Below are 12,925 nucleotides of genomic sequence, written 5' to 3'. Positions count from 1 at the left end.
GCGCGTCCAGCAGGGACGAGCCGCCGCCCTCACTGAGCCGGGTCGACCCGTCTGCGGGAGCGGGAGCCGTGGTGCCTGCGTCCGCCTTGGCGGCCGCGCCGCCCACGGTGTCGCGCGGGACGTCCCTGCGCTCGTCGTCGATGCTGCTCACGCGGCCTCACCCCCAAGGAGGCGCGCCAGCTCGGAGACGTCGTGGGCGAGGTGCTCGGCGTGCCCCAGCTCGGCCTCGTCGCCATAGCCCCACAGGACGCCGACGCACTCGACGCCCGCCTCGTGGGCGCCGTCGACGTCGTGGGCGCGGTCGCCGAGGTGCACGACGCGCCCCGTGGGCGCGCCGGCGCTCCGGAGCCGCTCCAGCGCGGTGCGGATGACGTCGGCCTTGGCGCCGTGCTGATCGGCGTCGTCGGCACCCGAGGTCGCCGTGAAGAGGGGCAGGAGGCCCTTGTGCTCGACGATCTGCACCGCCATGGACTCGCGCTTGGACGTGGCCAGCGCGAGAGGGACCCCCTGGCCGTGCAGGGAGCGGAGCAGCTCGGCCATGCCGTCGCACACGGGGGAGTCGAGCATGTGCTCGCGGTAGTGGCGTCGGTAGACGGCCACGGCGTTCGCGTTGGCCTCGCCGGTGAGGCCGGCGAAGAGCCGGAAGCCCTCCGACAGCGGAGGGCCCACGAGACGCATGAGCTCGTCACGGGATCCGTAGTCGATCCCGAGCTCCGTGAGCGCCGCCTCGAAGGAGGACAGGATCGCGGGCGCGGAGTCCGTGAGGGTCCCGTCGAGGTCGACGAGAACGGCGTCGAAGGGGCCGGCGCTGCCGGAGGTGGGTCGGGAGACCGACGAGGTCATGGGATGGCGCCTTGCTCTCGCTGACGGGACGCTCATCAGCCTACTAGCGTGCCCCCATGAGCTTCCTGCGCAGCGCCGCCTCCCACTGGTCCTCCGTGTCCGAGACGATGGGGTCCGCCCTCCGTCCATCGACGTCCGACGGCGTCCGCCTCCCGCGCACGGTGGCGCTCGCGCCGGGGCGAGGCGGGCAGGAGCGGCTCGTCATCGACGCCCCGGCGGCGAGCGGTGAGCTCTACCTGCACGGTGCGCACCTGACCTCGTGGGCGCCCCGCCGAGCGAAGGAGGTCATCTTCACCTCCCGCGAGGCGGTGTTCGACGGCGCCACCGCCATCCGGGGAGGCGTCCCGCTGTGCCTGCCCTGGTTCGCGGCGGGCCCCGACGGCGACCAGCGCCCGTCCCACGGTTGGGGCCGCGTCAGTCCCTGGTTCCTGCGCTCGGCCCAGCGCGAGCCCGACGGCGCGGTGTCCCTCGTGCTCTCGGCGCAGCAGGACGGCGTCGCCGCGCTCTACGAGGCCCGGTTCGGCGAGGAGCTGAGCCTGTCGGTGTCGCTCCGCGCGACCGGTTCCCTCCCCAAGCGGGTCGAGGCCGCGCTGCACACCTACCTCGCTGTCGGGGACGTGACGGCGGTGAGTCTCACGGGTCTTGAGGGTGCGGAGTACGTCGACAAGACGGACGGCGGTGCGATCCACGTCCAGGACGGCGAGCTGCGCGTGGCGGGTCCCGTCGACCGGATCTACCCGGCGCTCGGCGCCGTGACCGTGACCGATCCGGCCGGGGCGCGACGGATCCTCGTGCGTCCCGTCGACGCCACCGACGTCGTCGTGTGGAACCCGTGGCGCGAGGGGGCGGCTGCCTTCAAGGACATGGCGGACGACGAGTTCGCCTCGATGCTGTGCGTCGAGTGCGCCCGGGTCGGCGGAAACGCCGTCGTCCTGGAGCCCGGGGAGAGCGTCTCCGTGGGAGCGAGGATCTCTGTCGAGTCGCTGTGACGGACGGCACCCGGAACCGATTTGCTCCGACAGGGAGGGACCGTGCTAACTTTCTCTGCGTCGCCGCGAGGTGCTGAACCCGAGAGGCGATGACAACACAGTCCGAGTGGCGGAATAGGTAGACGCGCTAGCTTGAGGTGCTAGTGCCTCATTAAACGGGCGTGGGGGTTCAAGTCCCCCCTCGGACACACGGTACGGAGGCCCCGATCCACTGGATCGGGGCCTCCGTCGTGCTCGCCCCGTGCTCCTCCGTCAGCGTGAACACGCCCGGGGTGCCGACCGGCTGGTCCGTTCAGCGAGCCGCACGTCCGCACTTCCCGCGTCGGCGGTCCCCGCGCATCCCCGTCTGACTCCAAGGACGCCACCGTGACCAACCCCGCACGTCCCCAGCGCCGCCGTGACCGCCGCCCCGCCGAGCTCGTCCGGGCCCGCACTGCCGTCTACCTCACCTTCTTCGCCAACGGTGTCGGCTTCTCCAACCTGGTGCCTCGCTACCCGGAGCTCGTCGCCCACCTCGGCATCACGAAGGCCGCCTTCGGTCAGGCGCTCATGTTCGTCTCCGTGGGAGCGCTCGTGGCCGGCCTCGCGGCGTCCTGGCTCATCAACCGCCTCACCTCCGCCAAGGTCGCGAGCCTGGGCATGGTCGTCCTCGGGGCCGGCCTCCTCGTCGCGGGCGTCTCGAGCTCCTGGATCGTCCTCGCCCTCGCGTTCGCCTGGGTCGGCGGGATGGACGCCGTCGTCGACGTCGCTCAGAACGCCCACGGCCTGCGCGTCGAGCGTCGCTGGGGCGGGTCCATCATCACGAGCTTCCACGCCGCCTGGTCGCTCGGCGCCGTCGCCGGCGCCGCGATGGGACAGGCGATCGCCGGTGCGGGTGTCCCGATCGGCTGGCACATGGCGGGCGTCCTCGTGCTGCTCGCCGCGGTGTCGGGTCTCGCCTACCCGTGGACGATCAAGGGACCGGACTCGGACGACCGGCGCGTCGTCGGCTTCGCGGAGGACCCGGCGGTGACCGGCGGCCCCTCGGCCCCCCTGGCGGAGGCCCTCGAGGACGCCGCGGCGGGAGCCGGGGCCGCGACCGTGCCCGTTGACGTCTCTTCCGAGCGCGCCGCCGTGCGCACCGTTGCTGGCGGGTCCGTCCCGAGGATGGTCACGGCGGTGCTCGTCGTCGTCCTGGGGCTCATGTGCGCGGCCGCGATGTTCCCCGAGGACGTCACCAGCAACTGGTCCTCCCTCCTGCTCACCGAGCAGGGCGCGCGCACGTCGATGACCGGGATGGGGATGGTTGCCCTCCAGGGCGTCATGATCATCGGCCGGCTCCTCGGTGACACCGTCATCGACCGCCTCGGGGCGCGCGCGGTCATCGCCGGCGGGGGAGTCCTCGTCATGGCCGGCATGGGACTCGCCCTCGCCCTCAGCTCGGTCACCGGCACGATCCTCGGGCTCATGGTCTCCGGGGCCGGCTGCGCGGTCGCGGTCCCGGTCGCCTACGCGGCCGCCGACGACATCCCGGGCCTGCGCCCCGGCCTCGGCCTCACCCTCGTGTCCTGGCTCGCCCGCGTCATCATGCTCATCGCCCCGCCGATCGTGGGCTGGTTCGCCGACGCCCACGGCACCTGGGTCGCCCTCGTCTACGGCGTCCTCGGCGGTCTCGTACTCCTCCTGTCCTGGCCCGCGCTGTCGAAGGGGCCGCGGCCCAACGCGACGGCGGGCACGACGGCCGGCACTCAGTCGGCAGGCGTCTGAGCGCCTGCCGCGACCGGTGAGACCGCGGGCCGGCCGAGAGCCTCTCGGGACGACGCGGATCGCTGTCGCACACCCTCGCTAGGCTGCCGCCATGCAGCCCTTCGAGATCCGCGTCCCCGCCGTCCAGCGCGAGGACGGCAGCATCCTGCCCGAGCTCCTCCTCTCGGCTCCCACAGCCGATGACGTCGACCGGATCGCTGAGATCTGCCAGGACCCCGAGATCCAGCGGTGGACGACGGTCCCCTCGCCCTACGCACGTGAGGACGCCGTCGGCTTCATCGAGCACGTCGTCGAGCCCGGCTGGTCGAAGGACCGCGACCTCACCTGGGCGGTCTACGAGCTCGCCGACGGCGCGCGTCGGCTCGTCGGCATGGTCGACGTCCTCATCCTGGGCAACAGGAGAGGCGAGCTCGGGTTCTGGCTCGACCCGGAGTCGCGCGGCCGGGGACTCCTCCACCGGGCGCTCGAGACCCTCATCGAGACGGTCCTCGATCCCTCCGGACCGCTGGCGCTGCCTGTGCTCGGCTGGGCCTGCCTCATCGACGACGGCGTGCCCAACTGGGCCTCCTGGCGCGTCGCCTGGCGTCTGGGCTTCGTCAAGGAGGGCCTGCGCCGCCGCACGTACCACCGCGGCGACCACTTCTTCGACGAGTGGACGGCCTCCCTCCTGCCAGGTGAGCCCCGTGAGCCCCGCGCACCCTGGGACGGGCCCACTCCCGTCTCGCCCGCCCCGACCGGCCGTGGCAACGGCTCCGCCCACACGACCGGCGCCACCACGCCGCTCGTGGCGCACGACGGCGTCGGCCAGCGCGAGGGTGACGACCCCGAGGCCCTCGTCCGCCGCTTCCACCACGTCTACGGGCTCCCGGTCCAGACGGACGGGCCGAGCCTCGACCGGGCGAGCCTCGGGATGCGCATGAGCCTCATCGCCGAGGAGCTCGGCGAGCTCGTGGGCGCCGTCTACGGGCCCGCCGCGCGCGCCGAGGTTGACGCCGCCTACGAGCGTGCCGTCGCCGCCGACGACGGCACCCGTGACGTCGTCGAGACGGCGGACGCCCTCGCGGACCTCGTGTACGTCATCTACGGCATGGCCCTGGAGACCGGGATCGACCTCGCCGCCGTCCTGTCCGAGGTGCAGCGCTCCAACATGTCCAAGCTGGGCGAGGACGGCAAGCCGATCTACCGCGAGGACGGCAAGGTCCTCAAGGGCCCCGGCTACTTCCGGCCCGACGTCGTCGGTGTGCTGGGGCTCGACGGCTGACGGTCTGATCGACGCCCTGGACGAGAAGGAGCAGGTCGCCCGGTCCCGGAGTCAGGATCGCCCGATCCCGGCGCAGAAGGGTGGTGGGGGTGCCGTGTCGGTGTGACGAGCCAGACCCCGTCTCGACGCGTGATTTCTGTACTGCACGTCCAGTAAAGTTTGAGGCATGACCCAGACACCTCGCACTCGATCCGCTGAGCCCCGTGCCGGCGCGCGCGAGTGGTCCGCCCTCGCGGTCCTCACGCTCGCGGTCGCGCTCCTCGGCGTGGACGGCACGGTCCTCGGACTCGCGATCCCCGCACTCGCCCGTGACCTCGCCCCGAGCGCCACGGAGATCCTGTGGATCGGTGACGTCTACTCCTTCGTCCTGGCTGGGTTGCTCGTCACGATGGGCAACGTCGCCGACCGCGTCGGGCGCCGTCGTCTCCTGCTCATCGGCACCACCGGCTTCGGGGCCGTGAGCGTCCTCGCTGCCTTCGCCCCGACCTCCGGCGTCCTCATCGCCGCCCGCGCGCTCCAGGGCGTCTTCGGCGCGACGATCATGCCGTCCACGCTCTCGCTCATCCGCAACATCTTCCCGGACCCCGCGACCCGCACGACCGCGATCGCCGTGTGGGGCGCCGGCTCCACCGCGGGCATGGCCGTCGGGCCGGCGCTCGGCGGCTTCCTGCTCCAGCACTACTGGTGGGGCAGCGTCTTCCTCATCAACGCCCCCATCATGGTGGTGGTGCTCCTCGCGGGAGTCCTCCTGCTGCCTGAGTCGCGCAACGCGGACGGCTCCCGGGTCGACCTCCTCTTCTCGCTCCTGTCCATCGGTGCAATCGTGCTGCTCGTCCTCGCCGTCAAGACCCTCGCCCATGACGGGCCGAACCTGACAGTCATCGTGTCCACCGTGCTCGGTCTCGGCCTCGGCTCCCTCTTCCTGCGGCGTCAGCGCAGCCTCGCCCAGCCCCTCATCGACGTCAGCCTCTTCCGTCTGCCCGCCTTCACGTGGTCGGTCCTCTCCTCCGTCATCGCGATCTTCGCCATGGTGGGGCTGCTCTACTTCTTCAGCCAGTATCTCCAGCTCGTCCGCGAGTACTCCACGCTGCGCGCGGGCCTGGCGGAGCTCCCGCTCTCGCTCGCCTCGATCGCCGTCGTCATCGTCATCGGCGCGCTCGTCGCGCGGCTCGGGCAGGGGCGCGCGATCGGCGTCGGGCAGCTGCTGTGCGCGCTCGGCCTTGCTGGCTTCGCCCTCGCCGAGAGCGCGAGCTCCTACGTCTGGCTCGGAGGCGCCCTCGCCCTCATCGGGGCGGGCTCGGGCATCGCCTTCACGGTGGCCACGGACGCCGTCCTCGGTTCCGTCCCGGCTGAGCGATCCGGCGCCGCCTCCGCGATCTCGGAGACCGGTATGGAGATGGGGGCGGCGCTGGGCATCGCGGTCCTCGGCACCGTCCAGGACCTTGGCTACCGTGCATTCCTGCGAGGCGCGGGGCACGCCGAGGCCGTCGGCCACGGCTCGCTGGCCTCCCTGTCCGCCGCGACGGACCGTGGTGACCCGGCCTCCCTCGAGCTCCTCGCCCACGGGCAGACCGCCTTCACGCACGCCATGCAGGTGACGGCGTCGCTGGCCGCGGTGCTCGTCCTCGCGGCCGCCGTCATGGCCTTCCGCCACGTCCCCTCACCCACGGGCCGCTCCCGGAAGGTCCCGGACGGGTCCGTCACGGCGGAGGCAGCCGCGTGAGGTCGTCGAAGAAGGCGCTCATCGTGGACACCGCGCTCTCCGTCGTCGCCGACGACGGCGTCGACGCCCTCACCTTCGAGTCGGTCGCCGAGCGCGCCGGGCTCACGCGCGGGGGAGTCGTCTACCACTTCCCGACCCGGGAGGCGCTCGTCGAGGGCATGGCCGAGCACCTCCTGGCCGGCTGGAAGGCCGAGCTCCTGGACGCCCTCGGCAAGCCGGCCGAGGACGCGAGCCCCGCTGAGCGCGTCGTCGCGCTCGTGCGCTCCGGGATCGAGGGGACGGTGCGTCCGGGCGAGCTCGCCTTCCTGCTCTCAGGGCTCCACGCCGCGACGCGCGTCAACCAGGCCTGGGACGAGTTCTGCGCCGAGTGGGTCGGGCCCCGTGAGGCTCTCTCTCCGGGACAGCGGGTCGCGCTGCTCGCGGCCGACGGGTACTGGTCACGGCTCGCCACCGGCTCGATCGCCCACGACCCGGTCGAGGCGGACGCCGTCGACCTCATGCTGCGGCTGGCGCGCGGCGAGACCGCCGAGTGATCTACGGGGCGGCGCCAGTGCTGCCCGGCCTCACGGCGCGAGCTCGCAGGACGACGGCGGGGCGCTCTCCCGAAGGAGGGCGCCCCGCCGTCGTCGTCCGTGGGCCCGGACTACCGTCGCGGACGGTGCCCGGCGCCGACGCTCAGAAGCGCGGGATGTTGCGCATGTTCGAGGTGGCCATGGAGACCGCCTCGCCGGCGCCGCGGTTGAGGACGATCTTGCTCATGGCGGTGGCGAAGCCGAGCATCTGCTCGCCGGTGATCTCCGGGGGCAGCGACAGGGCGTTCGGGTCGGTCATGATCTCGACGAGGGCCGGGCCGTCGAAGGCGAAGGCCTTCTCCAGGGCCTTCTTGAGCTTCTTCGGGTCGTCGACGCGCTCGGCGTGGAAGCCGATGGCCTCGGCCACCCCCGCGTAGTTGACGTCGTGGACGTTTGTGCCGAAGTCCGGCAGGCCGTCCACCAGCATCTCGAGCTTGACCATGCCGAGGGTTGAGTTGTTGAAGGTGACGACCTTGAGCGGCAGGTTGTGCATGCGCGCCGTGACGAGCTCGCCGAGGAGCATCGAGAGGCCTCCGTCACCGGACACCGAGATGACCTGACGGTTTGGGTAGGCCACCTGCGCGCCGATCGCGTGCGGCAGGGCGTTCGCCATCGTGCCGTGCAGGAACGAGCCGATGAGACGGCGCGAGCCCAGCGGGTCGATGTAGCGGGCGGTCCACACGTTGCACATGCCGGTGTCCGCGGTGAAGATCGCGTCCTTGTCGGCGAGCTCGTTGAGCAGGTGCGCGGCGTACTCGGGGTGGATCGGCTTGAGCTTCTCCGCGTTGCGCGTGTAGGAGCCGACCGGCGCCTTCATGATCTTGGCGTGGCGCTTGATCGTGTCCTTGAGAAACTTGTCCGAGCGGCGGCCCTTGAGGCGCGGCAGGACTGCCTCGATGAAGGGGATGACGTCCGCGTGCACGGCGTAGGTGACGTCCGTGCGACGGCCGAGCTTCTCGGCCCGGTTGTCGACCTGAATCGTCGTCGTGTCCGGGAGGAACTGGTCGTAGGGGAAGTCCGTGCCCAGGAGCAGGAGGACGTCCGCGTCCTTCATGCCCTCAGCGGCGGCGCCGTAGCCGAGCAGGCCCGTCATGCCGACGTCGAAGGGGTTGTCGTACTGGATGAAGTCCTTGCCGCGCAGGGAGTGCCCGATAGGGGCCTTGAGGGCGTCGGCGAAGGCGAGGACCTCGTCGTGGGCGCCCTTGACGCCGGCGCCGGCGAAGATGGCGACCTTCTTGGCGTCGTTGAGGGCCTTGGCGACCTCCTCGACGTCCGCCGGGTTCGGGGTGAGGGCCGCGCGGCGCGCCGGGGCGTAGACCGGCGTCGGGGCGGTGGCCTTCTCGTGCGAGATGTCGCCCGGCAGGGTGATGACGGAGACGCCCTCGAGTGCGACGGCGTGGCGGATCGCCGAGTTGATGACGCGCGGGGCCTGCGCCGGGGTGGAGACGAGCTCGGAGTAGACGGAGCACTCGTTGAACAGGCGGTCCGGGTGGGTCTCCTGGAAGTAGGACTCGCCGATCTGGACGCTCGGGATGTGCGAGGCGATCGCGAGCACCGGGGCGCCGGAGCGCTGGGCGTCGTAGAGGCCGTTGATGAGGTGCAGGTTGCCCGGGCCGCAGGAGCCGGCGCAGACGGCGAGCTCGCCGGTCAGCTGGGCGTCGGCGGCGGCGGCGAGGGCCGCGGCCTCCTCGTGGCGCACGTGGACCCAGTCGATCCCGCCCTTGGCGCTGCCGCCGGTCTTGCGGACGGCGTCGACGATCGGGTTGAGCGAGTCACCGACGATTCCGTAGATCCGGTGGACGCCCGCGTCGACGAGCTGGGAGACGAGCTGTTCGGCTACGTTCATGCGCTTCTTCCTTGGTGGATGGGGGAGCGGCGCCGGGATCGTGCCCGTGTGCGCCTCGATGGTCATAAGGCTACTGGCTCGTAGGACTGACGACCTATAGGAGACCTCGTGATGTGAAGGATGGAACGTCCACCGTGGCACGATGGCGCCCATGAGCGTTACCCCCGACACGTCCGCCACCGCCGACGGCGCCCCCGAGTCCCTGCCCGGCTCCAACAGCCTCGCCCACCCGTGGTCGCTCGACCTCGGCCTCCCGGACTTCGCGGCCGTCCGCCACGAGGACGTCGAGCCCGCCGTCCGCGTCGGGATGGCTCAGCAGCGGGCCGAGTGGGAGGCGATCGCCTCGAACGCGGACCGCCCCACGATCGCCAACACGATCGAGGCCCTCCAGCGCGCCGGCGAGCTCCTCGACCGCGCTCTCACCGTGCTCTTCACCCTCACCTCCACGACCGACTGCCCCGACCTCGACGCCCTCGAGGAGCGCCTCGGTCCGGACCTGTCCAGCCACTACGACGCCTTCCGCCTCGACCCGCGGATCTACGGCCGCTACAAGGCCCTCGACGACCTCGTCTCCGCCGCACGCGACGCCGGCACCGAGCCCGTCGACGCCGACGGTGCCGTCATCGACTCCGAGACCGCCCGCCTCATCCGCCTCGGCGTCGAGGACCTCGAGCGCCAGGGCGTGGCCCTCGCCGGTGCTGACGCGGACCGTCTCCGCGAGATCAACGCCCGCCTCGCGACGCTGTCGACGAAGGTCGGCACGCACATCGCGGACGCGATGCACGAGGCCGACGTCGCCAACTTCACCCAGACGCCCGCCCTCGCCACGACCGTTCCCCACGAGGCGCGCGTCGCGCTCCTGGAGCGCGCCAAGGGACGCAACCTCTCCGGCGAGCACGACACGCGCGCCCTCATCCTCGAGGAGGTCGCCCTGCGCGCCGAGCGCGCCCGCCTCCTGGGCTACGAGCACCACGCGGCCCTCGTCGCCTCCGAGTCCGCCGCCCGGACGACGCCCGCCGTCACGGCGATGCTCGCCCAGCTCACCGCGCCCGCCATGGCGAACGCCCGCCGGGACGCCGAGGTCTACGCCGCCCGCATGGCGGCCGACCCGGAGACCCTTCCCGGTGAGGAGTTCGGTGCCGCCGACTGGAGCCGCTACGAAGAGGCTGAGCGCAAGGAGCGCTTCGGCGTCGACGACGCCGTCCTGGCCCCGTACCTCGAGCTGTCGCGGGTCGTCGAGGACGGCGTCTTCATGGCCGCGAACCGCCTCTACGGCATCACCTTCCACGAGCGCCCCGACCTCGCCGAGCACATGTACGACCCCGACATGCGCGTCTGGGAGGTCCACGACGGCGAGGGGCGGGACGCGCCCCTGCTCGGCCTCTTCGTCGGCGACTACTACGCGCGCAAGGGCAAGGAGGGCGGCGCCTGGATGAACAACCTCGTCGACCAGTCGCACCTCCTCAGCCGCCGCCCCGTCATCATCAACTGCCTCAACATCACCAGGCCCGAGTCCGGCCCGACCCTCCTCACCTGGGACAACGTCATCACCGCCTTCCACGAGTTCGGCCACGCCCTCCACGGGCTCTTCGCCGACACGCGCTGGCCGAGCGAGTCCGGAACCTCCGTGCCGCGTGACGTCGTCGAGTTCCCCTCCCAGGTCAACGAGAAGTGGGCCCTCCACCCCGAGGTCCTCGCCTCCTACGCCAAGCACGTCGACACCGGCGAGCCGCTGCCGGCCGAGCTCGCCGAGCAGCTCCGGAGCCAGGGCGCCTTCGGCAAGGGCTACGCCACCACCGAGTACCTCGGCGCCACCCTCATTGACCAGCACTGGCACACGCTCGCGCCCGAGGACGTCCCCACGGACCCCGAGCAGGTCGAGCCCTTCGAGCACGCCGCGCTCGCCGAGGAGGGCATCGACGACGCCCTCGTGCCGCCGCGCTACCGCACGACCTACTTCCAGCACGCCTTCGCGGGCGGCTACTCGGCCGCCTACTACGCCTACATCTGGTCCGAGGTCATGGACGCCGACGCCACCGAGTGGTTCCGCACGGACGGTGAGGGCGCCGAGGACGGGGACCTCGGCCTCAACCGCGAGGCCGGTGAGCGCTTCCGACGCGAGTTCCTCTCGCGCGGCGACTCGCGCGACCCCGCCGAGTCCTACCGCGCCTTCACGGGGCGCGACCCGGAGATCGGGCCGCTCCTGCGCCGCCGCGGCCTCGCGTGAGCCGCGCACGGCCCCCTAGACTCACCCACAGCGGGCGCCGCCGCACGCGCGACGGCGCCGAACCAGCACCGGAAGGAAGGACATCCATGGCTCGCGTCACCATCGTCGGAGGCGGGTACGGCGGCATCACGGTCGCCAAGGCCCTCGACGACGTCGCCGAGGTTACCCTCGTCGAGCAGAAGGACACCTTCGTCAACCACGCCGCGGCCCTGCGCGCCACGGTCGACCGCGAGTGGGCGGAGAAGATCTTCCTGCCCTACGACAACCTCCTCGCGAACGGACGCGTCCTGCACGGCACCGCCCTCGCCGTTGACGGCACCACGGTCCACGTCGCCGGGGAGGGCCCGGTCGAGGCCGACTACCTCGTCCTCGCCACCGGCACGGCCTACCCGTTCCCCGCCAAGCACCTCGAGTCCTCCTCGGTCATCGCCAAGGCCCGCATCGAGCGCGCGCACGCGAACCTGGAGCAGGCAAAGCGCGTCCTCGTCACGGGCGCCGGCGACGTCGGCATCGAGATGGTCGGCGAGATCACCTCGGCCTTCCCCGGCGTCGAGGTGATCCTCCTCGAGCGCGAGGACGAGATCCTGCCCCGCAAGGGCAACAAGCCCGAGCTGCGCGAGGCGATCGCCTTCCAGCTCCAGGAGCGCGGCGTCGAGATCATCACCGGCGACCACCTCAGCTCGCTCCCCCCGGTCGACCCGGGCGTGCTCTCGCCGTTCCGCGTCGGCACGAAGCACGGCCGCTCCATCGAGGCTGACATGTGGTTCCGTGCCTACGGCGCCGCGGCCGCGACGGGCTTCCTCGGCGACGCCTACGACGACATCCGGCACTACAACGGCACGATCCGGGTGGACGACCAGCTGCGAGTCGTCGACCACCCGGGCGTCTGGGCCATCGGCGACATCACGGACGTGCGCGAGACCAAGCGCGCCGACGCCGCTCGCGCCCACGCCGCGGTCGTCGCGGAGAACATCCGCTCCCTCATCGCGGGCGGCACCCCGAGCGCGACCTACGCTCCCCAGCCCGAGCAGGTCGTCCTCCCGCTCGGCCCGGACGGCGGCGCCGCGCAGCTCCTGCGCGACGGCGTGCGCGTCGTCGTCGGCCCGGAGGAGGCGACCCGGATCAAGGGCGCGGACATCTTCGACACCCGCATGCGCGAGACCCTCGGCGTCACCGACTGATCGCGTCGCGGACGCTTGACGGCGGTCGTCCACCTCACGGTGGGCGGCCGCCGTCGGCGTCCGCGGCTGGGACCGCGGGCGGGGTGTCACCCGTTGCGGCGGGCCGGTAGGCTGAGGGCATGACGAACGACCCGCGGTCCGCGCTCAACCGACTCATCGCCGCCTTTGAGGCGCACCTCGACGCGGCCGCGACGGGTGACGAGCTCTCGCCCGCGGTCGTCGCCGCCGAGAACGCCCTCCAGGACGCCTTCTTCACCTACGACGACGCCCTCTTCACCGCCCACGGCATCGAGCTGCCCTTCGACATCGTCGACACCGACGACTCGGACGACGATGACGAGTACGACGAGGATGAGGACGACGACGACTACGAGGACGACGATGACGACTATGACGACGATGAGGATGACGAGGACTACGAGGACGACGACGAGGACTGACTCGCAGCCCCGGCGCTGAGACGCTCCTCCACCCACGCGCGGCGGGGGGCGGGCCCCCCACGGGGGGGGGGCCCGCCCCGGGCCGATATAAGTTTGG

At 71.9% G+C, this 12,925-nt stretch carries 10 protein-coding genes and 1 tRNA gene; 9 read left to right on the top strand and 2 right to left on the bottom strand.

All coding sequences use genetic code 11. The features are described 5' to 3' along the window. Nucleotides 1-147 precede the first annotated feature (147 nt). Entirely contained in the window at nucleotides 148-843 is a 696-nt protein-coding gene (locus IXW69_RS10035) for an HAD hydrolase-like protein (protein WP_194786209.1), read from the bottom strand. A gap of 56 nt (nucleotides 844-899) precedes the next feature. Here IXW69_RS10035 and IXW69_RS10030 point away from each other — a divergent pair, with 56 nt between their 5' ends. The 6 genes from IXW69_RS10030 to IXW69_RS10005 all read left to right on the top strand — a co-directional run bounded on the left by IXW69_RS10030 (nucleotide 900) and on the right by IXW69_RS10005 (nucleotide 7,095). Continuing rightward, entirely contained in the window at nucleotides 900-1,832 is a 933-nt protein-coding gene (locus IXW69_RS10030; protein WP_323745274.1) for a D-hexose-6-phosphate mutarotase, read from the top strand. Between the two features lie 100 nt (nucleotides 1,833-1,932). Further along, nucleotides 1,933-2,020, top strand: a tRNA-Leu gene (locus IXW69_RS10025). Between the two features lie 178 nt (nucleotides 2,021-2,198). Continuing rightward, nucleotides 2,199-3,578 carry an MFS transporter gene (locus tag IXW69_RS10020; RefSeq protein ID WP_194786208.1) on the top strand — a complete coding sequence of 460 codons (1,380 nt, stop codon included), beginning with the start codon at nucleotides 2,199-2,201 and terminating at the stop codon, nucleotides 3,576-3,578. Between the two features lie 91 nt (nucleotides 3,579-3,669). Beyond that, on the top strand, nucleotides 3,670-4,839 hold the full coding sequence (locus IXW69_RS10015; protein ID WP_194786207.1) for a bifunctional GNAT family N-acetyltransferase/nucleoside triphosphate pyrophosphohydrolase family protein: 1,170 nt from the start codon (nucleotides 3,670-3,672) through the stop codon (nucleotides 4,837-4,839). Nucleotides 4,840-5,005: 166 nt separating this feature from the next. Then, nucleotides 5,006-6,562 (top strand): MFS transporter, encoded by a 1,557-nt coding sequence (locus IXW69_RS10010; RefSeq protein WP_194786206.1) that lies wholly within the window; start codon nucleotides 5,006-5,008, stop codon nucleotides 6,560-6,562. Beyond that, the gene (locus tag IXW69_RS10005) at nucleotides 6,559-7,095 is read left to right on the top strand and encodes a TetR/AcrR family transcriptional regulator (protein ID WP_194786205.1); all 537 of its coding nucleotides are present in this window, start codon (nucleotides 6,559-6,561) and stop codon (nucleotides 7,093-7,095) included. Before IXW69_RS10010 ends, IXW69_RS10005 begins: the two co-directional genes overlap by 4 nt. 142 nt (nucleotides 7,096-7,237) lie before the next feature. Here IXW69_RS10005 and IXW69_RS10000 read toward each other — a convergent pair whose 3' ends face one another. Continuing rightward, the gene (locus IXW69_RS10000; RefSeq protein WP_194786204.1) at nucleotides 7,238-8,980 is read right to left on the bottom strand and encodes a pyruvate dehydrogenase; all 1,743 of its coding nucleotides are present in this window, start codon (nucleotides 8,978-8,980) and stop codon (nucleotides 7,238-7,240) included. Nucleotides 8,981-9,131: 151 nt separating this feature from the next. Between IXW69_RS10000 and IXW69_RS09995 the strand changes: the two genes are divergently transcribed. From IXW69_RS09995 to IXW69_RS09985, 3 genes are all read left to right on the top strand, one after another. Continuing rightward, nucleotides 9,132-11,207, top strand: coding sequence for a M3 family metallopeptidase (locus IXW69_RS09995; protein WP_194786203.1), 2,076 nt, complete (start codon nucleotides 9,132-9,134; stop codon nucleotides 11,205-11,207). A gap of 86 nt (nucleotides 11,208-11,293) precedes the next feature. Beyond that, nucleotides 11,294-12,388: an NAD(P)/FAD-dependent oxidoreductase gene (locus tag IXW69_RS09990; RefSeq protein WP_194786202.1), complete on the top strand. Its 1,095-nt coding sequence runs from the start codon at nucleotides 11,294-11,296 to the stop codon at nucleotides 12,386-12,388. Nucleotides 12,389-12,507: 119 nt separating this feature from the next. Beyond that, nucleotides 12,508-12,828 carry a DNA primase gene (locus IXW69_RS09985; RefSeq protein WP_194786201.1) on the top strand — a complete coding sequence of 107 codons (321 nt, stop codon included), beginning with the start codon at nucleotides 12,508-12,510 and terminating at the stop codon, nucleotides 12,826-12,828. Nucleotides 12,829-12,925 lie beyond the last annotated feature (97 nt).

The sequence above is a fragment of the Actinomyces haliotis genome (genome assembly GCF_015355765.1).
In the GTDB taxonomy this organism is placed as follows: domain Bacteria; phylum Actinomycetota; class Actinomycetes; order Actinomycetales; family Actinomycetaceae; genus Actinomyces; species Actinomyces haliotis.
The sequence above is the reverse complement of the archived record's forward strand: the minus strand, read 5'-3'. Positions and strand labels throughout refer to the sequence as shown.

What these genes read in the sequence shown, in the direction of transcription:
- IXW69_RS10030 (WP_323745274.1), top strand. Translation starts at nt 900, where the DNA reads ATGAGCTTCCTGCGCAGCGCCGCCTCCCACTGGTCCTCCGTGTCCGAG.
- IXW69_RS10010 (WP_194786206.1), top strand. Translation starts at nt 5,006, where the DNA reads ATGACCCAGACACCTCGCACTCGATCCGCTGAGCCCCGTGCCGGCGCG.
- IXW69_RS09985 (WP_194786201.1), top strand. Translation starts at nt 12,508, where the DNA reads ATGACGAACGACCCGCGGTCCGCGCTCAACCGACTCATCGCCGCCTTT.
- IXW69_RS09995 (WP_194786203.1), top strand. Translation starts at nt 9,132, where the DNA reads ATGAGCGTTACCCCCGACACGTCCGCCACCGCCGACGGCGCCCCCGAG.
- IXW69_RS10000 (WP_194786204.1), bottom strand. Translation starts at nt 8,980, where the DNA reads ATGAACGTAGCCGAACAGCTCGTCTCCCAGCTCGTCGACGCGGGCGTC.
- IXW69_RS10015 (WP_194786207.1), top strand. Translation starts at nt 3,670, where the DNA reads ATGCAGCCCTTCGAGATCCGCGTCCCCGCCGTCCAGCGCGAGGACGGC.
- IXW69_RS09990 (WP_194786202.1), top strand. Translation starts at nt 11,294, where the DNA reads ATGGCTCGCGTCACCATCGTCGGAGGCGGGTACGGCGGCATCACGGTC.
- IXW69_RS10035 (WP_194786209.1), bottom strand. Translation starts at nt 843, where the DNA reads ATGACCTCGTCGGTCTCCCGACCCACCTCCGGCAGCGCCGGCCCCTTC.